This is a genomic window from Ruegeria sp. SCP11, from assembly GCF_040329455.1.
Taxonomy (GTDB): domain Bacteria; phylum Pseudomonadota; class Alphaproteobacteria; order Rhodobacterales; family Rhodobacteraceae; genus Ruegeria; species Ruegeria atlantica_E.
The window spans coordinates 136604-157264 of record NZ_JBDZYG010000012.1 but is presented as its reverse complement, the minus strand read 5'-3'; the positions used below and the strand labels follow the sequence as shown (position 1 = coordinate 157264).

Sequence of the window (20661 nt, the reverse complement as noted above, 5' to 3'; positions counted from 1 at the left end):
CCATGAAACGCGTTGTCATTACCGGGGCCGGGACGATCAACTCGCTGGGCCATTCTGTCCCCGATACGCTGGAGGCCATGCGCGAAGGGCGTTGTGGGATTTCTGATTTAGAATTCCGCGATGTTGAGCGACTTTCCATTAAAATCGGTGGTCAGGTGCGAGGGTTCGAGGCCGAAGGTCGGTTTAACCGTCAGCAGATGAGCCTCTATGACCGGTTCACGCAATTCACTCTGACAGCAGCGAAAGAGGCGATTGACCAGTCCGGGATTGAGTTCCACGGTGATCTGGCTGCACGATCCGGCGTAGTTCTTGGTACGGCAGGTGGTGGCGTTTCGACTTGGGACGACAACTACCGCTCGGTCTACGAAGACGGGAAGAACCGCGTTCATCCTTTTGTCGTGCCCAAACTGATGAACAATGCCGCGGCCAGCCATGTGTCGATGGAGCATAACCTAAAAGGGCCTAGCTTTACTGTTTCGACGGCCTGCGCCTCTTCCAACCACGCGATGGCTTTGGCCTTCCAGATGGTGCGCAGCGGTGCAGCACCGGCGATGGTGACGGGCGGTTCGGAATCCATGCTGTGCTTTGGCGGCGTGAAGGCTTGGGAAGGTCTGCGGGTCATGTCCAAGGACGCTTGCCGCCCCTTCAGTGCAAACCGAAACGGCATGGTTCAGGGCGAAGGCGCTGGCGTATTTGTCTTTGAGGAATACGAGCACGCTCGCGCACGCGGTGCAGATATCCTGTGTGAGGTTGTCGGCTTTGCCATGTCCTCGGATGCTGCGGACATCGTGATGCCCAGTAAACAAGGTGCCGCACGGGCTATGGCAGGTGCACTGGCGGACGCACGTCTGAATGCGGATCAAGTGAGCTATATCAACGCGCACGGGACCGGTACGGCCGCAAATGATAAAACGGAATGCGCTGCTGTGGCGGATGTATTCGGGCCGCATGCGGATGATCTGATGATCTCGTCCACAAAATCCATGCACGGCCACTTGATTGGTGGCACAGGTGCGGTCGAATTGCTGGCTTGTATCATGGCGCTCCGCGATGGCGTCATTGCCCCGACGATCGGCTATGAAGAACCTGATCCGGAATGCGCACTGGATGTGGTTCCCAATGATGCCCGCGAAGCGAAGGTCGATGTTGCGCTGAGCAACGCATTCGCCTTTGGTGGGCTGAATGCTGTTCTGGCCCTCAAGCGGGCTTGAGTTTTCCAGTGCTTTAAAAAGAGGAACGCCGCTGGTTTGGACCAGCGGCGTCTCTAAGCATACAGAAGATCAGTTCTGAAGGGGCAAGAGCTTGTCGAATCCGCTGGTGAACCCAGCCAGCGACATTTCAATCTGCAGAAGTTGCGTTGGAGCAAGAATTGAGACAAGCGAAATCGTGGCCTTGGTACCAGCTTTCATTGCGTCGATATCGCCTTGGGTAAAGCCTAGCTGAGCAACGCATCCGACAGGGTTGCAATGATGGTAATCATAACGCTTACCTGGGGCTCCATCTATGGACACAGCGATCTGGGCTTGCAGCATAGTTTCAAGCGGTACGATCAGACTTGCGCCAGCTATCGCAGCGTTTCCCTCAGGCACTTTGTTTATGGAAATTTCGGCCATAGGTTGGCCTTCCTGACCCAAAAGGGTCTGGCGCAGCAAACAGGGATCATCTCCACCCTCGGTCTTAAGGCAAGTGACGTTCCAGTCACCGCTTTGTTCTTTAACGTATTGCTCGCCGACGCGTGGACCGCTTTCGCCCAGGTCGAGTTCAGTCCCGGCTTGTGTCTGTGGTATTTCAGACGGGGTCTGGTCTTCCTGAGCCGTTTCTTGCGCGTATACAGCACCGCACCAAATCGCAGCAGCCATTACGTTGAATGGGAGAAGTTTCTTGATCATGAATGCCTCGGCAGAGTGATTGAGCTTTTTGTCGCGTTTTACCATCGTTAAATCATGGTGTCAGGCACTAAGCTGAATAAACAATACGAAGTGATCGATTTTTGCTGTTTTCCGCCAGTTCATGCCAATGAGAAAGGGAGCCGGTGGAGCGGCTCCCTTTCAAAAATGTTCTCCCCGTCGGACTGGCCGACTTAGTTATGCGCAGACGTTACGAAAGGCGAGCGCAGGGGTCAACTGCAAACCTGAATTTTTAATGGAAGATCAAGCCTTGCTTAAAAAAAACCGCGCCCGAAGGCGCGGCCAGTCTGACAGGGAGGAAGTTTGCAGCCTTGCATCTTTGACAGCGAAGGCAGCAAATTGACTATCGCAGTCAAAGGTTAACTTTGTATGCTGGATCCAGACCGTTGGAAATTAAGGCCTTATATACATGGACAAAAATATCTTTCTGGGTGGCGCAGGTGATGACTATAGCCAGCCGCAAACGCTGACGTTGAAATATGCCAATCGGCATGGGTTGATTGCCGGTGCGACGGGCACCGGTAAAACGGTAACCTTGCAAATTCTGGCCGAAGGGTTCTCGCAAGCCGGGGTTCCGGTCTTTTTGTCAGACGTCAAAGGAGATTTGTCGGGCCTGGCCAAAGCGGGCAGCGAAGCGCACAAGTTGCATCAGGCCTTTCAGGACCGTGCCTCGCGCATAGGGTTTCAGGACTATGCTTACGCCGCGTGTCCGGTGACGTTCTGGGATCTGTTCGGTCAACAGGGCCATCCAGTGCGTACTACCGTGACCGAGATGGGCCCGCTGTTGTTGTCACGTCTCATGGATTTAAGCGAAGCGCAGGAAGGTATCCTGAACATCGCGTTCCGTGTAGCGGACGAAGAGGGAATGCCGCTTCTGGATCTAAGGGACCTGCAGGCGCTGTTGGTCTGGATTGGTGAGAACCGGGCGCAACTATCCTTGCGCTATGGCAATGTTTCGACTGCCTCAATCGGAGCGATCCAGCGGCGTTTGCTGGTGTTGGAAAATCAGGGCGGAACAAACCTGTTTGGTGAACCCGCGTTGGAATTGTCAGATCTGATGCGCACGGACGCAAAGGGGCAGGGGATGGTGAATATCCTCGCCTCGGACAAATTGATGGGATCCCCACGACTGTATGCAACGTTCTTGTTGTGGCTGCTCAGCGAGTTGTTCGAAGAACTGCCCGAGGTAGGCGATCCTGACGAACCGAAGCTGGTCTTCTTTTTTGATGAGGCGCATCTGTTGTTCGAGGACGCCCCGAAGGTACTGGTGGACAAGGTTGAACAGGTCGCGCGGCTGATCCGGTCCAAGGGCGTCGGCGTTTACTTTATCTCACAAAACCCGGCGGACATCCCCGAGGATATCTTGGGTCAGCTCGGCAACCGGGTACAGCACGCCTTGCGCGCATTCACGGCGCGGGACCGAAAGAACCTGCGTCTGGCGGCCGAAACTTACCGCGAGAACCCCGCTTTCGACACCGAAACAGCCATTCGTGAGGTCGGCGTGGGGGAGGCGGTGACGTCAACGCTGCAAAAAAAGGGCGTGCCCGGGATCGTTGAACGGACCTTGATCCGGCCGCCCGGTTCTCAGCTGGGGCCTGTTACCGACGCTGAGCGTAAAGCGCTGCTGGCCGAGTCTCCGATGCAGGTCAAATACGGAACTCTGAAAGATCGCAATTCGGCCTTTGAAATCTTGCAGGCGCGCGCGGATCAAGCCGCGCAATCTGCCGCCGAAGCGGAAGAGAAAGAGGAAACTCAGTCTGTGGCCGAACGCGAATTCGCCACCGCCCGACGTTATTCCGGCAGCCGGGTTGGGCGGTCTTCTTCGCGTGTAACACGACAGAAGGATACATTTGCCTCAGCAATGAGCGAGGCGGTCATTAAAGAACTGAAAGGCACTACCGGGCGTAGGATCGTCCGCGGAATCCTCGGAGGGCTGTTCCGGGCCAGATAAATCAAGGACGCCGCGCAGTGATTAGGTCACGCGGCGCCAAGCCTCTTACTTCAGGCGACGCTGACCTTCCTGGCGGCAGTAGCCGTCAGCCTCGGCCACAGACATCTTAGTGGCCGGGTAGTCGATGGCACGATCCCAGATGACGCGATCTGGGCGGTACAGCTGGCACGTCACGACACCCTTGGAAGTCTGGACCTTGACCGGGTCGGTTTCCAGATCTTCGGGCGAGGGGATACATGCTGCCAAGCTGGCGGCAACCGGCAGCATTAGGATTTTGGGGATAAACGAAGTTCTCATGTGTCGTCTTCTTACTCTCGATAGGTGACCTGTATTTTCAGCGTCAACTGACTTATTAAACGTGAAGGCGATCTGGCGCAGGTCCGGAACATGCCCAACTCTTATGGGTGTATTCAGGTTCGGTTTATGAATCAAGAAACCGCGCCGATTATGCGGCGCGGTTCCCAAAATTCTACTGACTGTGATCTATTTCTCTGGAATCAGGCCTCTTGGGCTGAATCTGAGAACAATCAGCAGGATCAATCCCATGGTCAAAAGCCGCATATGTGCAGCGCTTTCGATCAAGTGCGCCTTGAGAGCACTTCCGTCGGGCAAGCCAGAGGTGATCAGGTTCATCAGCCACAATCCAATGGGCTCTACCTGAACCCAAAGGAACCAGATGACAAACGCCCCCAGAACTGCGCCTAGATTGTTGCCCGATCCGCCGACGATCACCATCACCCAGACCAGGAACGTGAACCGCAACGGCTGATAAGCGCTGGGGGTCAGTTGACCGTCCAGAGTGGTCATCATTGCACCCGCGATGCCGCAGATGGCCGAGCCCAGTACAAAGATTTGCAGGTGACGACGTGTGACGTCCTTGCCCATTGCCTCTGCCGCGACCTCATTATCGCGAATGGCGCGCATCATACGGCCCCAAGGGCTGTGAAGTGCTTTTTGGGCCATCCAAAGCAGCACCAGCAACACAATCAAGAACAGCAGCGAATAACCCAGCTTGACCGACAGTGTCGAAGCCGTGACAGGGTCCAGTCCGAACCATTCGGCGCGCGCAACGAAACCGGGATCATTCTGCAGTTCGACTTCATATCCGACAACCGGGGCAGGGCGCGGAATGCCATAGACGTTCTTGACCCCTCGGGCCAGCCAGTCTTCGTTCTTCAGGATCGCAATGATGATTTCGGCAATGCCCAGCGTTGCAATCGCCAGATAATCGGACCGTAAACCCAGAGCGGTTTTGCCGATCAACCACGCCGCACCTGCGGCCAGTAGACCGCCAGCAGGCCATGCCAGAAGAACCGGAAGGTTCAAGCCGCCGAGGTTACCCGCGACTGCCGGATTGATCGCCTCAACCGCTTCGGCGTTAGGATCGAACACAGCGCGGAAGACGAAGAACCCGACGACCAGAATGCCAATGATCGACAGAGTCCGAACGCGGCCTTTAGGCAGCTTTTGAGCCACCATCACTGTCGCCACAATCGTTGCAGCCCCCAACAGCAAGGCGAGAACGATGCCATACCCACCAGCAGACCATGCGCCCGGCGTCATCGGGGTCGAGACCAGTACGACGGCCAGACCGCCCAGCGCCACAAACCCCATGACACCGACGTTGAACAGCCCCGCAAAGCCCCATTGCAGGTTTACCCCAAGCGCCATGACCGCCGAGATCAGCCCCATATTCAGGATCAGGATCGCGGCGTTCCACCCTTGGGCGAAACCCGTGGCCAATATAAGGATCGCAACTGCCGCAAAGAGTATTGAGTTTTTTAGGCGTTCATTGCCATTGAGTAAGGCGTGGCGATAGGCCCATCCGAGAGCAACTTCCGCAACACCCGCGATTAGACCGACAGGGCCAAGTGCGAAACCCGCGATAAGGGGAATAGCGACGGATACAAGGATACCTAGGATCATACCGCTTTCCCTTTAAACAGACCCGTGGGTTTGAACAGAAGCACGATCAGCAGGATGACAAAGCTGACGGCGAATTTGTAATCGGTGGACAGGAACTGGACCAAACCCGAAGGCTCCAGGCTTTCCGGCGCCAGATAGGTCAGGACTTTCTTCCACGCATAGGTGATCGTCACTTCGGAAAAGGCGATGATGAACCCTCCTGCAATGGCCCCGAGGGGGCTGCCCAAACCCCCGACAATTGCCGAGGCAAAAATCGGTAGCAGCAGCTGAAAATAGACGAAGGGTTTAAAGCTTTTGTCCAGCCCGTACAGAACCCCAGCCGTTGTTGCCAGCGCGGCAACGATGATCCAGGTGATCATAACCACACGTTCGGGGTTAATGCCGGACAGCAAGGCGAGGTCTTCGTTGTCGGAATAAGCACGCATCGACTTGCCGGTGCGAGTTTTGTTGAGGAACCAGAACAGAAGCGCCACGGCGACAACTGCCACCACAACAGTAATCGCTTGCGATGTCCGGATCGCGAGCCCTTCGCTGAGCCCTGTCATCGCCTTGAAATCACGCGCCGAAATCAGGAAGCGCGCGCCGTCGGAAAACCTCTGGTCGTCTGGTCCGATGATAAAGCGCACCAGACCGTTCATGATGAACATCACGCCCATCGAGACGATCACAAGAATGACCGGTTTTGCCTTCTGTTCTCGGTAAAAGCGATACACCAGACGATCAGTGATCAGCACCAGAACGATGCAGCCCAGAATGGCAAAGGGCAGGGCCAGCAGGGCGGTCGGTAATGGACCAAAGCTGATCCCGGCGGCCTGCAGGCCCCAGGTTACCAGAACGGCGATCATCGCCCCAAAGGCCATCGTGTCGCCATGAGCAAAGTTGGAAAAGCGCAGAATGCCGTAGATCAGAGTGACCCCCAACGCCCCCAATGCCAGCTGGCTGCCATAGGCAATCGCAGGCACCAGCACGAAATTCGCAAGCGCCACAAGCGCGTTTAGTATGTCCATCTCACCTTCCCATTCCGACGGGTGCGGCCTTATGGCATGGCATTGAGCAAAGACACAATATTTCACCCGGCCAGTTTGGTCGGATTCCTAGTGAAAATCTGCGATCTCGTGTCGTTTTGACCAATCTAACGAAAGGGCGCGCCGAACCGATTTAAAATGTTCGACGCACCACATTCCGATTCCTTGTTTTCAAGCAGCCCGACAGTTGTCTCAGTTAGTGATTGCGCAGGTTCCCCGTTCGTTTCGTTGCTGGCCGCCTGAGGCTCGGATCTCCAAGTTTCCTGTGTCTGTCTTGATCGTATAGCCGACGCTGCCACCGCTGAGGATTTGCAAAAACTCCTGTGCGCCGAGGCTTGGATAAACGTGAACCTGATGCTCTTGCCCATCCACCAGCAGTACCCCTTTCGATTGGCCTTCGATCTTCTTCAATGCAATCTGGCGGATCGGGTCGATCGGGGCGCATCCGTTGGACTTGCAGGTTTCTGTAATCTGGCACTCATAAACAATTTCACCTTGCGTGGGGGCTTGCGATACGGCCTGCGCGGAAACGGGCAGGACGACGGCGGCAAGCGCTGCCAGATGTTTCATAGTATGTCTCCTGAATGGGCCATGAGCCCGATTTAGATTGAGAATCCCAAGCAGATTCTCGTTGTTCGCGTGATTTGATTAGGTGCCGATCATGGCAAGAATTCAGCTCAGACCGGGCGGAAATCTGAACAGGCTGATTTTTCTGACACGGGGCTCAGATGGGTAAACTTCTGAGAACGCAGTGTTTAAATTTCTGGGGCTTCGATACGAGTAGATGGGGAGGTATTGTTGCCTTATTTTGGCCACTATTGCGTCTTGCTGAAGGGGCAGGCACTCGGCTCGCACACGTCCATTCACCTGACTTCAAGAACGAGTGAAATGTGGGCTGTAGCCCGTTGAAACTCTTGAGTTTCGCATTGTTTTGTATCCAGGCGTGGGGGCGCAGATACAAAAGAGGATAGGAATGAAATTTTACGCAGCTCTGATACTGGGTGCGGCTTTGCCTGTGATGGCTCAATCCGCGACGAGCGATCCTTTGAATGGGGCGGATTTTGTCGTCAACTGCGTGTCGGAAGGCAGTGGTGGCGCAGTGACGCTGGCACGGTCCGGAGCGACCGACAAGGGGTTCATCATCACGGATGACATTCGCGGAGAGGCGACGATCATCGCAGGGCTGAACTCTCTGACCTTTCTGCACATCATGGACATGGATGTGGTGACCTTTGTCGTGGATTTCGAAGATCGAAACTACGACATGTCGATAAAGGGGCCGCATGCCGCGCAGGATTTTGGGACATGCGGTGAACCTGTGTTTTAAAGCTCTACCGAGGTGTTGGATTTTTCGGCGCCTCGGAGAACAATGCAAGTGCCGAATAGATGAAACGTAAGTGCACTATTCTTTGACGTCGCAGCGACCAAGCGCAGTCAAGCTGATACCCTTTCCAACGAAGGTATGCGTCGTGTAAGCGACAATACCATCAGCAAAGATGCTGAAGGTGTAAGAGGCTGAGCGTGTCTCATCCGAGCCATGTGCCGTCATCAAGTTTTCAGAAACTTGAACTACCTCAAGAACAGGTAGTTCACTGTCCCCAAGATTAATGCGCAGCCGATTGTCCGGTAGCATTTCAATGTCGAACCAGATACCTCCTCCAGATACCGGAGTCTGACAAGGATGAGTATTCGCACATGTGAAGTCTAGCCTGCATTTTGTAGCGTCCTGAGCGACAGCCACGCTACAAGTTAACATAAAGGCCGAGAAGCCAATCAAAGACCTCATTTCAGCCCCCCAGAAAGCTCTTCCGAACTTCCGGATCGGCCAGCAGTTCCTTACCTGTACCGCTGTAGGCATTCCGCCCTTGAACCAGCACATAGCCTTTGTCCGCGATCTCCAACGCCTGACGGGCGTTCTGTTCGACCATCAGGATTGGCAAACCGGTGCGTGAGACCTCGATGATCCGGTCGAACAGTTCATCCATCACGATGGGCGAAACACCGGCAGTTGGTTCGTCCAGCATCAAAACCTTGGGCTGGGTCATCAGCGCTCGGCCCACGGCGACCTGTTGGCGCTGGCCGCCGGACAACTCTCCGGCCGGCTGATTGCGCTTGTCGCGCAGGATGGGGAAGAGGTCATAGACCTGCTCCATCGTCTGGCTGATATCGTCGCGACGGATAAAGGCACCCATTTCGAGGTTTTCTTCAACCGTCATGGACGTGAAGATGTTCTGGGTTTGCGGCACGAAGCCCATGCCCTTGATCACGCGGTCCTGTGGCGAGAGCTTGGTGATGTCCTCTCCGTCCAGCCGCACGGAACCTGACCGCACATCCAGCATCCCGAAGACGGCCTTCATCGCAGTAGATTTGCCAGCACCGTTGGGGCCGACGATAACCGCGATCTCACCCTTGTCGACGGCGATGGTGCAGTCGTGCAGGATGTCCGGCCCTTTGCCATAACCTCCGGTCATGGTGTCGCCGATCAGGAAGGGGCCACCGCCAACATAATGCGTTTCACCGCTGGTCTGATGGGCGGGTGTCATGGTGCCCGCACCATGGGGATTGGTGATCGTCGCGTCCTTGTTGCCGTGATCGTCTTGGTAGGGGTTGTCGCTCACGCTCCGGTCTCCAGCTTATCTTTGTTCTTCAGGCCGGTGCCCAGATAGGCTTCGATCACGTGTTCGTTGGCTTTGATCTCATCCAGAGTTCCCTCAGCCAGAACCTTGCCTTCGGCCATACAGATGACCGGGTCGCAGATTTTGCCGATGAAATCCATGTCGTGTTCGATGACCACGAAAGTATAGCCACGCTCTTTGTTCAGGCGCAGGATTGTGTCGGCGATAGTCATCAGCAGGGTACGGTTCACGCCCGCGCCGACCTCATCCAGAAACACGATCTTGGCGTCGACCATCATGGTGCGGCCCAGTTCCAACAATTTCTTCTGACCGCCCGAGACCTGACCCGCCTTGTGGTTGGCCAGATGTTCGATGGTCAGAAATTCCAAAACCTCATCAGCTTTGGCCTTTAGAGCACGTTCTTCATCCGCGATGCGCTTGCGACCGAACCACGTGTTCCAAAGCGATTCTCCCGATTGCGCACCGGGCACCATCATCAGATTCTCGCGGCAGGTCATTGAGGAGAATTCGTGCGCGATTTGGAATGTGCGCAGCAGGCCTTTGTGGAACAATTCGTGCGGGGGCAGGCCGGTGATATCCTCACCGTCCATGATGACTTTACCGCTGGTCGGAGGCAGAACGCCCGCAATCACGTTGAACAGGGTCGTCTTGCCTGCTCCGTTCGGACCGATAAGACCGGTGATCGAGCCCTTTTCGATCTCAAGTGATGCTCCGTCCACGGCGTGGAAACCGCTAAAATGCTTGTGCACGTCCTCAACGACGATCATGGTTTTCCCTTGCCTTTTCCCCGAAAACAGAGGTGCAGCCTTTTGTCACTGAAACAGCCCGGACACAAGGCCCGGGCTGTTCGGTATTGTCTTCTTTGAAGATGAATTAACGGTAGTTGACCGTTTTCATCTCGCCGTCGATGACTTCGATCTCGCGGTATGCACCGGCGCTTTCACCGGGACCGATCAGTTCAACACCAGAGGCACCGACATAGTCGATGTCCTGACCTGCGGCGAGCAGTTCCAGACCTTTTGCCAGTTCGCCCGGATAGATCTTTTCACCCGGTTCATTAGCAACATCCATGATTTTGCCGCCATAATCTGCCGGGTTGCTGGAACCCGCGGCCTGCATGGCCAGCAGGAACAGGGCAGCAGCATCGTAAGACTCAGGAACAAAGATCGACGAGCCGTCAAAGCCATCGGCTTCGGCCATTGCAAAAAATGCATCCGCGGCTTCGCTTTTCGATCCCGGTGCCTGACCATAAGAGCCGTTCAGATCGGGGCCGACGTTTTCGGGTAGCGAGTCACCGATCATGCCGCCGGGCAGACCGAAAGTGTCGAACGCGCCGCTGTCCAGCGAGGATTGAATGATGCCCAGACCGCCCTGGTCCAGATAACCTGCCACGACCAGAATGTCGCCGCCTGCCGATGCTAACGCGCCAACTTCAGCTGAGTAGTCGGCCTTGCCGTCTTCATGTGCAGCCACGATGGTCACTTCGCCGCCCAGCGCCTCGAAGGACGACTTGATCGCTTCGGACAGACCCTTGCCGTAGTCGTTGTTGGTGTAGGTCAGAGCGATCGAGTTTACGCCACGCTCTTTCAGGATATCAGCCATGATTTCACCTTCGCGCGCATCCGACGGCGAGGTGCGGAAGAACAGGCCGTTGTCCTCCATTACCGACAGACCGGGCGAGGTGGCCGACGGTGAGATCATGACCATACCGTTCGGAACGGCAACGTTTTGAAGGATTGCGCCGGTGACACCAGAGCAGTCGCCGCCGACAAGGCCATTGATGCCTTCGGCAACCAAACGTTCGGCGTTAGCGGTGGCCAGCGCGTTGTCGGCGCAGCCCGTGTCGGCGCGCACTGGGGTAACAGTCGAGCCATCCAGCAGTTTGCCCGAATCCGAAACCTCTTTCATTGCGAGTTCCGCACCAGCGGCCATTGCAGGTGAAAGTGATTCAATCGGGCCGGTGAAACCGAACATAATGCCCAGTTTGACATCTTCGGCCATTGCGGTACCGGCCAGCAGCGCGGTTGCTGCGGTTGCAGTAAGCAGCTTTTTCATGAGGTTACTCCCTGAAGTGGTCTTCAATCTGGCCACGACCCTAGGCAAGCTGTTGGGAAAAGAAAAGTCCTAACGAAAAAGTGTTTTTGTGGCCCGGAACCCTATTTGTTCAGATGGATGTGCGTGTCTGGGGCACGGGTAAAGTAAACAACGGAGGACAGAGATGTTCCGGGCTTTTGTGATAGTGATTCTAGCATGGACCGGTGCCGCATGGGCAGACAGGTTGCAAACTTCGCAAGGCCCGATCGAGGTTACGCAAATGGTGAGTGGGCTGGATACACCCTGGGCCATCGGTGTCCTGCCCGCTGGTGGGTTTCTGGTGACAGAACGTGACGGAGAACTTCTCTACATTAACGACGGCAAATTTCAGCGCGTTTCGGGTGTACCCAAAGTCGCTGCCTCGGGGCAGGGTGGTTTGCTGGATGTGACAGTTGCAAGGGATTTCAATCGAAGCCGTGAGATATTTCTGACTTTCTCGAAACCTCAAAGCGGCGGTGCAGGAACCGCGCTTGCCGTAGCGCGTTTGTCCGAGAGTGGCAAACGGCTGACAAACCTCCGCGTGATTTTCGTGGCCGTACCGGGCGGTTCGAGTGGCCGACATTTCGGCTCACGCGTGGTTGAGGCCGAAGACGGGAAGTTGTTCCTTACCATTGGTGACCGAGGGGACCGGCCTGCGGCGCAGGATCGGTCAAACCACATGGGGACCGTGATCCGCCTGAACCGCGACGGTTCGGTGCCTAGCGACAATCCCTTTGTTCAGGACGGTGGAGTTCGCTCCGAGATCTGGTCGTATGGTCATCGCAACCCTCAAGGGGCCGCGTTGGATTCGCGCGGACGGCTTTGGATCTCTGAGCATGGAGCAAGAGGTGGGGATGAAGTCAATCTGGTGAAGTCCGGCCGGAACTATGGTTGGCCGGTCATTTCCTATGGAACGCATTATTCGGGTCAAAAGATAGGTGAGGGTACCCACAAGCCCGGGATGGAACAGCCCGAGCATTATTGGGACCCATCCATCGCGCCATCTGGGTTGTTGGTGTATTCCGGCAAGCTGTGGCCGGATTGGAAGGGGGATATCTTTGTCGGGTCTCTAAAATTCGACTACATCGCTCGCCTCGCGGGTTCACCGCTGCGGGAGGTCGAGCAAATCAAGGGCTCTGAAACCGAACGCGTTCGCGATATCGTCGAGGCTCTCGATGGGTCGATCTGGTTTATTTCAGTGGGTCAGGGGGCCGTCTATCGAATGACCCCCGGTAACTAGGCCAGACCTACACCGACAGGCGGTCACCCTGCGCGCCACGCTCACGATAAGGCGTGGTGTTGTAATGCGCCCGGTAGCATTTCGAAAAATGCGATGGGCTGGCAAAGCCACAGGCCAGTGCCACGTTGATCACGCTCATATCTGTTTGCATCAGCAGGTTGCGCGCTTTGTGCAGGCGCAGCTCCATGTAATACCGTTTGGGTGACCGGCTGAGATAGCGGCGGAACAGGCGCTCAAGCTGCCGAGTCGACATACCGACATCTTTGGCGAGGATCGAAGGCGAAATCGGCTCTTCGATGTTCTTTTCCATCATCAGGATGACCTGGCTCAGCTTGGGGTGTCGCACTCCGATCCGGGTGGGGGTCGACAGGCGTTGCGTGTCCTGATCCGTGCGGATCGAGGAATAGATCATCTGGTCGGCAACTGCATTCGCGAGGTCTTCACCGTAATCATCAGCGATGATCTTTAGCATCAGGTCGATGGACGACGTTCCACCCGCCGTAGTCATCCGATTGCCGTCGATCAAGAACACGGATTTGGTCAGTTCAACCTCGTCGAATTCTTCAACAAAACTGTCCGAGTTTTCCCAGTGGATTGTGGCACGTTTGCCGTCCAGCAGTCCGGCTTTGGCCAAGGTGTAGGCCGCAGTGCACAGGCCGCCGATACGAAGGCCCCGCCGCGCCTCACGACGAACCCAGTTCAAGACCTTTTTGGTGGTCGCGTTCTGAACGTCCACGCCGCCGCAGATCAGAACAATGTCATCGCGCTGCAATTCGATCAGGTCCGAATCCAATGTGAAAGTTGTCCCTGCCGAGCAAGTGACGGTTTCGCCGCCTTCGCCCATGAGCGTCCAAGAATACAGCTTCTTGTCCGCCATACGATTGGCGATCCGAAGGCTGTCCAGCGCTGACGCAAAGGACAGCAGAGAAAACTTGTCCAACAGGACAAATACAAAATTACGCGGGTTACCCGCTGTGTCTTCCACCGTGACAACTTGGCGTTGCTCTTGCATGGCGAATTGTCCTTGATTCGTTAGCCGCTTTGCGAACAGAGCGGGTATTGTAGCCGACAACATGCTCAAAGCTTGTTTCCGGCGTCAAGGGGCGCAAATCGTATATGGTCAGTCTTCAATGCATTTTGTATAGAGACCACCTGAATACTTCAGCGGAGATCAAAGCTATGACCGAATGGCAAAAAACGAACTGGCGCAACAAGCCCCGGGTTCAGATGCCAGATTATACCGACGAGGCCGCTCTGGCCAAGGTCGAGGCTCAGCTTTCACAGTATCCCCCGCTGGTCTTCGCGGGCGAAGCGCGGCGTCTCAAGCAACATTTGGGTGCCGCCGGTCGCGGCGAAGCCTTCCTGTTGCAGGGCGGGGATTGTGCGGAAAGCTTTGAGCAGTTCAGCGCGGACGCAATTCGCGACACGTTCAAGGTGATGCTGCAGATGGCGATGGTTCTGACCTATGGCGCCAAGGTGCCCGTGGTCAAAGTTGGCCGTATGGCCGGCCAGTTCGCCAAGCCACGCAGTGCCCCGACTGAGGTAGTGGATGGCATCGAGCTGCCCAGCTACCGCGGTGATATCATCAACGAACTCGCGTTCACGCCGGAGGCCCGCATTCCGAATCCCGGAAAAATGCTGCAGGCCTACACTCAGGCCGCTGCGACGCTGAACCTGTTGCGCGCGTTTTCGACCGGTGGTTTTGCCGATATGAGTATGGTGCATTCCTGGACTCTGGGCTTCACCGATGAGCAGGACGTGCAGAAATACTCGGAAATTGCAGATCGTATTCAAGATACGATCGATTTTATGGGTGCGGCTGGCATTACGGCAGACACCACTCATGAGTTTTCAACAGTAGAGTTCTACACCAGCCACGAAAGCCTGCTGCTGGAATACGAAGAGGCGTTGACCCGTCTTGATTCGACTTCGGGCAACTGGCTGGCGGGCTCAGGCCATATGATCTGGATCGGCGACCGTACGCGTCAGCCGGACGGTGCACATGTTGAGTTCTGTCGTGGCGTTCTGAACCCGATCGGTCTGAAGTGTGGTCCAACGACGACGGCCGAAGACCTCAAGGTTCTGATGTCCAAGTTGAACCCCGAGAACGAAGAAGGACGCTTGACCCTGATTGCACGCTTTGGCGCGGGCAAAGCGGGTGAGCACCTGCCGCGTCTGATCAAGGCCGTGAAGGAAGAGGGGGCCAAGGTTACTTGGGTCTGCGACCCGATGCACGGCAACACGATCAAATCGGCGACGGGCTATAAAACCCGTCCGTTCGATTCGGTTCTGCGCGAGGTGCGCGACTTCTTCGGTGTTCATCAGGCCGAGGGTACCATCCCGGGTGGTGTGCATTTCGAGATGACCGGTCTGGACGTCACCGAATGTACCGGTGGTGTGCGCGCAGTGACGGAAGAGGACCTTTCGGATCGCTACCACACCGCATGCGACCCACGCCTGAACGCTACGCAGTCGCTGGAACTGGCCTTCCTGGTCGCTGAAGAACTGACCAACCTGCGCCGTGACCGCAACAAGCGCGCAGCAAGCTAAGGTTCTGAACAAAAGTAAAAGAAAAGGCGGGCAATTTGTCCGCCTTTTTTCTTGATCAATCGTCGCGGGACGCAACTAGCCTTAAGTGAGATCCGGGTCGTTTAAACTCGGCCTTTTCGTCGGCAAATCCTGCTGAAACTTGCAATGCTGGTTCCTGCGAAGCATGAACAGCTGATACCGCGCGAACCTCTTCCTTAGAAATTTTGAATCGATGAGGCGTCGCACCGATTACGCCATCACATACCATCACGCCCAGAGCGCGGCTCACATCACCAAGATCACTTTTCAGCGGCAACAGGATCATACGGGCTTGCAGGCGATTCCGACCCAACGAACCAACGGAATCCATTGAGAGATTTGCAATTGCGGGGTTGGCGAACACCCGCTCCATCACATCGGAAGCCGTGGTCCTAGCGTCGGACTCAAAAAACGCCGTCAGGGGCATGCCGCGCACTTCCATGCCTGCCAATTTGTTCAGGTGACTGCCAGCCAGACGAAACCGAGCCAAACCGGGTGCGATGCGCTCCAGTATGAAAGTATACTCCAAAATGTTCTCTAGCCCGCGCGGATCGACTTGAGAACGCATCGGAATGCCGTCGCCCGTCAGTAAAGCTGTCCAATACGCCTCGACCTGCCGGAAAGGCGATAGGTTGCGCCCGCTGTCAAAACGATCCATTGCGACGATCTTTCCAAAGTTTGACCCGGAACCGTTTCCGAAAAAGGTTTTCATTTTCATCACCCTAGCGTCAATAGACCGTCATTTTCTTAAAAAGCCAGATATCCGGGGGCGTCTTTGCCCAGCCAGTTCTGATCAAGGCCTATTTGACACGGGTTGATTCAATTTTGGTCGAATTCTTTAATGAATGGTTAACATCCGGGATGGACGTCAAAAACTCAGCAAACTCTTGCCCTGCGCCGACCGATGGCTTTAGGTGCTGCAAGCGAGCAAACAAGGACAGGCACTATGATCAGATCCATGACCGGTTTCGCCTCGGGCAAAGGGGCGTTCGGGCCTCATAGCTGGACGTGGGAATTACGCAGTGTGAACGGCAAGGGGCTGGACATGCGCCTGCGTGTTCCCGAGTGGCTGACTAGTCTTGAAACCGCTTTGCGTGCCCAGATGTCCAAGGCATTGACCCGCGGCAATGTCACTTTGTCCTTGCGGCTGAGCCGCGATGAAACCGTACCTGATCTGGTTCTGAACGAAGCCGCGATGGCTGCTGTGCTGACAGCCTTGGCCAGAACCCAAGAGATGGCCGTTGCGAGCGGTGTCACGCTGGCACCTTCAACCGCAGCAGACATGATTGCCATTAAGGGGATGTTGGAAGCAGGCAGCGACGTGGATGATCCGGTGCCGCTGGTCGGGGAATTGACGAAAGAGTTTGCCGATTTGCTGGCCGCGTTTATCGAAATGCGCGAATCCGAAGGCCAGGCTTTGGCAGAAATACTCGACGGTCAGCTCAATCAGGTCTCTGCGTTGACTATGCAGGCGGCAAAACTGGCGGAGCAGCGCAAAGACAAAACAGCTGAGGCGCTGCGGGAAAACCTCGCTCGGGTGCTGGATAACGCTCAGGGTGCAGATCCTGACCGCGTAGCACAGGAGTTGGCGCTGATCGCGGTGAAATCCGACATCACCGAAGAAATCGACCGTCTGAAAGCGCATGTGGTTGCTGCACGCGACTTGCTAACACAGGACGTTGCGGTGGGGCGCAAGCTGGACTTCCTGATGCAGGAGTTCAATCGTGAGGCCAATACCCTCTGTTCAAAAGCGCAAAGCGCCGATCTGACGTCAGTAGGGCTTGAGTTGAAAGCCGTAATAGACCAGATGCGCGAGCAAGTGCAAAACGTAGAATGACTATGGGAACAACTGACATGGCAGATCGCCGCGGCCTACTAATCATCCTGTCTTCGCCATCAGGAGCAGGAAAATCCACTTTGGCCCGACGGTTAATGGTGTGGGACGAAGGGCTAGAGTTCTCGATTTCGGCCACGACTCGCGCGCCGCGTCCAGGTGAGGAACACGGGCGCGAGTATTTTTTCCTGTCAGAAGATGAATTCAAGCAGCAGGTCGCCGAAGGGCAAATGCTGGAACACGCCCACGTCTTCGGCAATTTCTACGGCTCGCCAGCGGGTCCAGTGCGAGAGTCGATTAATGCGGGCCGGGATGTACTTTTTGATGTCGACTGGCAGGGCGAGGTGCAAATACGTAACTCGGATCTGGGAAAACACGCGTTGTCGATCTTCATCCTGCCGCCCTCGATCCCTGAACTGCGCCGCCGTCTGGAGACCCGCGGTCAGGACAGCGAGGATGTGATCGCCAAGCGGATGTTGAAAAGCTGGGATGAGATCAGCCATTGGGGCTATTATGACTATGTGCTGGTCAATGACGATCTGGATGCCACCGAAGAAAAACTGAAGACCATCGTCAGTGCAGAACGGATGCGCCGGATTCAGCAGCCGAAGCTGCAAAACCATGTTCGCTCCCTGCAGAACGAATTCGAGGGGCTGTCATGACAATCTACGCCTTGGGTGATCACGCACCGCAGATCCACGAAGACACTTGGGTCGCGCCCGACGCCAACCTGATTGGCAAGGTGGTGTTGGAGCAGGGCGCATCGGTCTGGTTCGGCTGCACCATTCGCGCCGACCATGAAGAGATTCGCGTCGGCGAAGGCAGCAACGTGCAGGAAGACTGCATCATGCATATCGATGCTGGTTATCCCCTGACAATCGGTAAGAACTGCACTATCGGGCACAAGGTCATGCTGCACGGCTGTACGATCGGAGAAAACACTCTGATCGGGATGGGCGCAATCGTTCTGAACGGTGCTAAGATCGGAAAGAACTGCCTGATCGGGGCAGGGGCCTTGATCACGGAAAACAAGGAAATTCCGGACAATTCACTGGTTATGGGGGCACCTGGTAAGGTCGTTCGGCAACTAGACGAAGCAGCGGCTCAGAAAATCACGCTTAGCGCTCTGCACTATCAACAGAATATGCGCCGCTTTCGGGATGAGATGAAGCCCGTCTAAAAGGGCGTTCGGAAAGATCGAAAGAATGTCAGACGACCTGCTTGCCGAATTTGTCGATGCCATTCCGATGCCGGCTCTGGTGGTCGATCAGACGGAGCGGATCATCGCCGCCAATACCGATGCCAAAGCACTGCTAGCGCAAAATATCGTCGGTCGGCATTTCGCAACGATCTTGCGCCAACCGCAGGTGATTGACGCGATTGAGCAGAGCCTGCACACCAAAGGGCCGACCAAAACGCGTCACCTGTCTAATGATGGTGCGCAGGACACTACCTTCGAGGTCGAGTGTCGCTACATGAACGGGGTTGGAGCGGTCGAAGGCGGCGCAATGCTGGCGATTTTTCAGGACGTCACGCACGTTGAACAGGCCAGTCAGATGCGACGAGATTTCGTGGCCAATGTCAGCCACGAGTTGAAGACCCCTCTGACGGCTCTGATGGGTTTTATCGAAACGCTGCGCGGTCCTGCCCGTGATGATGCCGTAGCCCGCGAACGGTTTCTTCAAATCATGGCCGACGAAGCCAACCGCATGAACCGGCTGGTTGGTGATCTGTTATCCTTGAATCGTGTCGAAAGCGAAGAGCGGGTGCGTCCAAAGGAACAACTTGAATTGTCGGGTTTGCTGCAATCCACGTTGAATTCACTGCGCCCATTGGCAGAAGATGCAGACGTCGAGCTTTCGTTGACCGCCCCCGAAGGCCCTGTGTCTCTGGCCGGTGACAGCGATCAACTGCGTCAGGTGTTCACCAACTTAATCGAGAACGGAATTAAGTATGGTGGCAGCGGTGGGAGTGTCGAAGTTATTGTGATCTCGTCCGAGCGGGACACTGCCATGCGTGGCCCGGCTGTGCGGGTCCAAGTAATCGATAAGGGTCCTGGTATCGATGCTGTACATCTGCCGCGCCTGACCGAGCGATTCTACCGCGCTGACAGCCACAGATCCCGGCAATTGGGTGGAACCGGGTTGGGCCTTGCGATTGTTAAGCACATCATAAACCGCCATCGGGGCCGTTTGCGTGTTGAAAGCGAATTGGGCAAAGGCACAGCGTTTACCGTTATCTTGCCGCGCTGATTGGTCAAATCCATCTTCTCTTTAGGCAGAAAGCACATCGTATGTAACGGGCGCATGGCTGCTTTGCGCTGTGTCACTCGATTTTTCCTGCAACTGTCATAAAGCTGTTACAAACCTGTCACAAAAGGCTTACGAGCGACCCGTAGAGGTGCCCGGAAGATCATCATGGGGGTGATCATGAAACTACAATTCTCAAGGAGACTGAAATGTCCTTTGTAAAACTGTCGGCTTCGGCACTCGCCATCGCTGCTGTTTCGGCCACCGCGGCCGCCGCTCGTGATCAGGTTCAGGTTGCCGGTTCCTCGACCGTGCTGCCTTACGCTTCGATCGTTGCAGAAGCCTTCGGTGAAAACTTCGACTTTCCGACACCGGTTGTGGAATCGGGTGGTTCGTCGGCCGGTCTGAAGCGCTTCTGTGAAGGTGTAGGCGAAAACACCATCGACGTTGCAAACGCGTCGCGCGCCATCCGCGAAAAAGAAATCAAAGCATGTGCCGAAAACGGCGTGACCGACATCATCGAAGTTCAGATCGGTTATGACGGCATCGTTTTCGCATCCGACATCAACGGCAACTCGTTCGAGTTCACGCCGGAAGACTGGTACAAAGCTCTGTCCGCACAGATCGTTGTTGACGGTGAACTGGTCAACAACCCAAACAAAACCTGGGCAGACGTGAACCCGGCATTCCCGGCGCAGCCGATCGCAGCCTTCATCCCGGGCACCAAGCACGGCACGCGTGAAGTCTTCGAAGACAAAGTGATCCTGGCTGGCTGTGAGCACCTGGGCGACTTCGACGTTTACAAAGCTGCCAATGGCGACGACAAGAAAGCTGCTGAAAAAGCCTGTATCGCTCTGCGCACCGACGGCGTTTCGGTCGACATCGACGGCGACTATACCGAAACTCTGGCCCGTATCGACAGCAACAAGGACGGCATCGGCGTCTTTGGTCTGGCGTTCTACGAAAACAACACCGACAAGCTGCAAGTTGCCACCATGTCCGGCATCGTTCCTTCGACCGAGTCGATCGCATCCGGTGAGTATCCGGTTTCCCGCCCGCTGTTCTTCTACGTGAAGAAAGCCCACATCGGCGTGATCCCCGGCCTGAAAGAATATGCCGAGTTCTTCGTCGCTGACGAGATCGCAGGCCCCGACGGCCCGCTAGCCGAGTACGGCCTGGTTTCCGATCCGGAACTGGGCAAAGTTCAGGACGCCGTTGCTAACGAAACCGTTCTGGGCGGCGGTTCCTAATC

21 protein-coding genes are annotated in these 20661 nt (G+C 55.8%); 10 read left to right on the top strand and 11 right to left on the bottom strand.

What is annotated here, in order from left to right:
• Positions 1 to 2: 2 nt before the first annotated feature.
• The gene (locus ABLN94_RS18255) at positions 3 to 1211 is read left to right on the top strand and encodes a beta-ketoacyl-[acyl-carrier-protein] synthase family protein (protein WP_352995061.1); all 1209 of its coding nucleotides are present in this window, start codon (positions 3 to 5) and stop codon (positions 1209 to 1211) included.
• Positions 1212 to 1280: 69 nt separating this feature from the next.
• Here the strand turns inward: ABLN94_RS18255 and ABLN94_RS18250 are convergent, their stop codons facing one another.
• Positions 1281 to 1889, bottom strand: coding sequence for an invasion associated locus B family protein (locus ABLN94_RS18250; protein WP_352995059.1), 609 nt, complete (start codon positions 1887 to 1889; stop codon positions 1281 to 1283).
• A 427-nt stretch (positions 1890 to 2316) separates the two neighbouring features.
• Between ABLN94_RS18250 and ABLN94_RS18245 the strand changes: the two genes are divergently transcribed.
• Positions 2317 to 3858: a helicase HerA-like domain-containing protein gene (locus ABLN94_RS18245; protein ID WP_352995056.1), complete on the top strand. Its 1542-nt coding sequence runs from the start codon at positions 2317 to 2319 to the stop codon at positions 3856 to 3858.
• A gap of 45 nt (positions 3859 to 3903) precedes the next feature.
• Here the strand turns inward: ABLN94_RS18245 and ABLN94_RS18240 are convergent, their stop codons facing one another.
• From ABLN94_RS18240 to ABLN94_RS18225, 4 genes are all read right to left on the bottom strand, one after another.
• The gene (locus tag ABLN94_RS18240) at positions 3904 to 4155 is read right to left on the bottom strand and encodes a hypothetical protein (RefSeq protein WP_170496748.1); all 252 of its coding nucleotides are present in this window, start codon (positions 4153 to 4155) and stop codon (positions 3904 to 3906) included.
• Positions 4156 to 4341: 186 nt separating this feature from the next.
• The gene (locus ABLN94_RS18235) at positions 4342 to 5784 is read right to left on the bottom strand and encodes a branched-chain amino acid ABC transporter permease (protein WP_352995053.1); all 1443 of its coding nucleotides are present in this window, start codon (positions 5782 to 5784) and stop codon (positions 4342 to 4344) included.
• Positions 5781 to 6791, bottom strand: a complete 1011-nt coding sequence (locus tag ABLN94_RS18230; protein ID WP_170496744.1) for a branched-chain amino acid ABC transporter permease — start codon at positions 6789 to 6791, stop codon at positions 5781 to 5783. Before ABLN94_RS18230 ends, ABLN94_RS18235 begins: the two co-directional genes overlap by 4 nt.
• Before the next feature lie 210 nt (positions 6792 to 7001).
• Positions 7002 to 7379 (bottom strand): hypothetical protein, encoded by a 378-nt coding sequence (locus ABLN94_RS18225; protein ID WP_352995050.1) that lies wholly within the window; start codon positions 7377 to 7379, stop codon positions 7002 to 7004.
• Positions 7380 to 7782: 403 nt separating this feature from the next.
• On the opposite strand from ABLN94_RS18225, the gene ABLN94_RS18220 reads away from it, so the two are divergent.
• Complete coding sequence (locus ABLN94_RS18220) at positions 7783 to 8136, top strand: hypothetical protein (RefSeq protein ID WP_352995047.1); 354 nt, start codon at positions 7783 to 7785, stop codon at positions 8134 to 8136.
• 75 nt (positions 8137 to 8211) lie between these two features.
• Here ABLN94_RS18220 and ABLN94_RS18215 read toward each other — a convergent pair whose 3' ends face one another.
• From ABLN94_RS18215 to ABLN94_RS18200, 4 genes are all read right to left on the bottom strand, one after another.
• Positions 8212 to 8358, bottom strand: coding sequence for a hypothetical protein (locus tag ABLN94_RS18215; RefSeq protein ID WP_352995045.1), 147 nt, complete (start codon positions 8356 to 8358; stop codon positions 8212 to 8214).
• Between the two features lie 238 nt (positions 8359 to 8596).
• Positions 8597 to 9427: an ABC transporter ATP-binding protein gene (locus ABLN94_RS18210; protein ID WP_352995043.1), complete on the bottom strand. Its 831-nt coding sequence runs from the start codon at positions 9425 to 9427 to the stop codon at positions 8597 to 8599.
• On the bottom strand, positions 9424 to 10212 hold the full coding sequence (locus ABLN94_RS18205) for an ABC transporter ATP-binding protein (protein ID WP_352995041.1): 789 nt from the start codon (positions 10210 to 10212) through the stop codon (positions 9424 to 9426). Before ABLN94_RS18205 ends, ABLN94_RS18210 begins: the two co-directional genes overlap by 4 nt.
• 106 nt (positions 10213 to 10318) lie before the next feature.
• Complete coding sequence (locus tag ABLN94_RS18200; RefSeq protein WP_352995038.1) at positions 10319 to 11500, bottom strand: ABC transporter substrate-binding protein; 1182 nt, start codon at positions 11498 to 11500, stop codon at positions 10319 to 10321.
• A gap of 163 nt (positions 11501 to 11663) precedes the next feature.
• Here ABLN94_RS18200 and ABLN94_RS18195 point away from each other — a divergent pair, with 163 nt between their 5' ends.
• The gene (locus ABLN94_RS18195) at positions 11664 to 12758 is read left to right on the top strand and encodes a PQQ-dependent sugar dehydrogenase (protein WP_352995035.1); all 1095 of its coding nucleotides are present in this window, start codon (positions 11664 to 11666) and stop codon (positions 12756 to 12758) included.
• Positions 12759 to 12765: 7 nt separating this feature from the next.
• On the opposite strand, the gene ABLN94_RS18190 is transcribed toward ABLN94_RS18195, so the two are convergent.
• Entirely contained in the window at positions 12766 to 13770 is a 1005-nt protein-coding gene (locus ABLN94_RS18190; protein WP_170496729.1) for a GlxA family transcriptional regulator, read from the bottom strand.
• 167 nt (positions 13771 to 13937) lie between these two features.
• Between ABLN94_RS18190 and ABLN94_RS18185 the strand changes: the two genes are divergently transcribed.
• Positions 13938 to 15308, top strand: coding sequence for a class II 3-deoxy-7-phosphoheptulonate synthase (locus tag ABLN94_RS18185; RefSeq protein WP_170496727.1), 1371 nt, complete (start codon positions 13938 to 13940; stop codon positions 15306 to 15308).
• A gap of 55 nt (positions 15309 to 15363) precedes the next feature.
• Here ABLN94_RS18185 and ABLN94_RS18180 read toward each other — a convergent pair whose 3' ends face one another.
• Positions 15364 to 16038: a PAS domain-containing protein gene (locus ABLN94_RS18180; RefSeq protein WP_352995031.1), complete on the bottom strand. Its 675-nt coding sequence runs from the start codon at positions 16036 to 16038 to the stop codon at positions 15364 to 15366.
• Positions 16039 to 16272: 234 nt separating this feature from the next.
• Between ABLN94_RS18180 and ABLN94_RS18175 the strand changes: the two genes are divergently transcribed.
• The 5 genes from ABLN94_RS18175 to ABLN94_RS18155 all read left to right on the top strand — a co-directional run bounded on the left by ABLN94_RS18175 (position 16273) and on the right by ABLN94_RS18155 (position 20659).
• Positions 16273 to 17163: a YicC/YloC family endoribonuclease gene (locus tag ABLN94_RS18175; RefSeq protein ID WP_352995029.1), complete on the top strand. Its 891-nt coding sequence runs from the start codon at positions 16273 to 16275 to the stop codon at positions 17161 to 17163.
• 17 nt (positions 17164 to 17180) lie between these two features.
• Positions 17181 to 17822, top strand: a complete 642-nt coding sequence (gene gmk, locus ABLN94_RS18170; RefSeq protein WP_352995026.1) for a guanylate kinase — start codon at positions 17181 to 17183, stop codon at positions 17820 to 17822.
• The gene (locus tag ABLN94_RS18165) at positions 17819 to 18340 is read left to right on the top strand and encodes a gamma carbonic anhydrase family protein (protein ID WP_352995024.1); all 522 of its coding nucleotides are present in this window, start codon (positions 17819 to 17821) and stop codon (positions 18338 to 18340) included. Before gmk ends, ABLN94_RS18165 begins: the two co-directional genes overlap by 4 nt.
• 25 nt (positions 18341 to 18365) lie before the next feature.
• Positions 18366 to 19412 carry a sensor histidine kinase gene (locus ABLN94_RS18160; RefSeq protein ID WP_352995022.1) on the top strand — a complete coding sequence of 349 codons (1047 nt, stop codon included), beginning with the start codon at positions 18366 to 18368 and terminating at the stop codon, positions 19410 to 19412.
• 206 nt (positions 19413 to 19618) lie between these two features.
• Positions 19619 to 20659 carry a substrate-binding domain-containing protein gene (locus ABLN94_RS18155; protein ID WP_352995020.1) on the top strand — a complete coding sequence of 347 codons (1041 nt, stop codon included), beginning with the start codon at positions 19619 to 19621 and terminating at the stop codon, positions 20657 to 20659.
• Positions 20660 to 20661 lie beyond the last annotated feature (2 nt).

Excerpts from the sequence above, each read along its gene's own strand:
- ABLN94_RS18255 (WP_352995061.1), top strand. The coding sequence starts at position 3 with ATGAAACGCGTTGTCATTACCGGGGCCGGGACGATCAACTCGCTGGGC.
- ABLN94_RS18250 (WP_352995059.1), bottom strand. The coding sequence starts at position 1,889 with ATGATCAAGAAACTTCTCCCATTCAACGTAATGGCTGCTGCGATTTGG.
- ABLN94_RS18245 (WP_352995056.1), top strand. The coding sequence starts at position 2,317 with ATGGACAAAAATATCTTTCTGGGTGGCGCAGGTGATGACTATAGCCAG.
- ABLN94_RS18240 (WP_170496748.1), bottom strand. The coding sequence starts at position 4,155 with ATGAGAACTTCGTTTATCCCCAAAATCCTAATGCTGCCGGTTGCCGCC.
- ABLN94_RS18235 (WP_352995053.1), bottom strand. The coding sequence starts at position 5,784 with ATGATCCTAGGTATCCTTGTATCCGTCGCTATTCCCCTTATCGCGGGT.
- ABLN94_RS18230 (WP_170496744.1), bottom strand. The coding sequence starts at position 6,791 with ATGGACATACTAAACGCGCTTGTGGCGCTTGCGAATTTCGTGCTGGTG.
- ABLN94_RS18225 (WP_352995050.1), bottom strand. The coding sequence starts at position 7,379 with ATGAAACATCTGGCAGCGCTTGCCGCCGTCGTCCTGCCCGTTTCCGCG.
- ABLN94_RS18220 (WP_352995047.1), top strand. The coding sequence starts at position 7,783 with ATGAAATTTTACGCAGCTCTGATACTGGGTGCGGCTTTGCCTGTGATG.
- ABLN94_RS18215 (WP_352995045.1), bottom strand. The coding sequence starts at position 8,358 with ATGACGGCACATGGCTCGGATGAGACACGCTCAGCCTCTTACACCTTC.
- ABLN94_RS18205 (WP_352995041.1), bottom strand. The coding sequence starts at position 10,212 with ATGATCGTCGTTGAGGACGTGCACAAGCATTTTAGCGGTTTCCACGCC.
- ABLN94_RS18200 (WP_352995038.1), bottom strand. The coding sequence starts at position 11,500 with ATGAAAAAGCTGCTTACTGCAACCGCAGCAACCGCGCTGCTGGCCGGT.
- ABLN94_RS18195 (WP_352995035.1), top strand. The coding sequence starts at position 11,664 with ATGTTCCGGGCTTTTGTGATAGTGATTCTAGCATGGACCGGTGCCGCA.
- ABLN94_RS18190 (WP_170496729.1), bottom strand. The coding sequence starts at position 13,770 with ATGCAAGAGCAACGCCAAGTTGTCACGGTGGAAGACACAGCGGGTAAC.
- ABLN94_RS18185 (WP_170496727.1), top strand. The coding sequence starts at position 13,938 with ATGACCGAATGGCAAAAAACGAACTGGCGCAACAAGCCCCGGGTTCAG.
- ABLN94_RS18180 (WP_352995031.1), bottom strand. The coding sequence starts at position 16,038 with ATGAAAACCTTTTTCGGAAACGGTTCCGGGTCAAACTTTGGAAAGATC.
- ABLN94_RS18175 (WP_352995029.1), top strand. The coding sequence starts at position 16,273 with ATGATCAGATCCATGACCGGTTTCGCCTCGGGCAAAGGGGCGTTCGGG.
- gmk (WP_352995026.1), top strand. The coding sequence starts at position 17,181 with ATGGCAGATCGCCGCGGCCTACTAATCATCCTGTCTTCGCCATCAGGA.
- ABLN94_RS18165 (WP_352995024.1), top strand. The coding sequence starts at position 17,819 with ATGACAATCTACGCCTTGGGTGATCACGCACCGCAGATCCACGAAGAC.
- ABLN94_RS18160 (WP_352995022.1), top strand. The coding sequence starts at position 18,366 with ATGTCAGACGACCTGCTTGCCGAATTTGTCGATGCCATTCCGATGCCG.
- ABLN94_RS18155 (WP_352995020.1), top strand. The coding sequence starts at position 19,619 with ATGTCCTTTGTAAAACTGTCGGCTTCGGCACTCGCCATCGCTGCTGTT.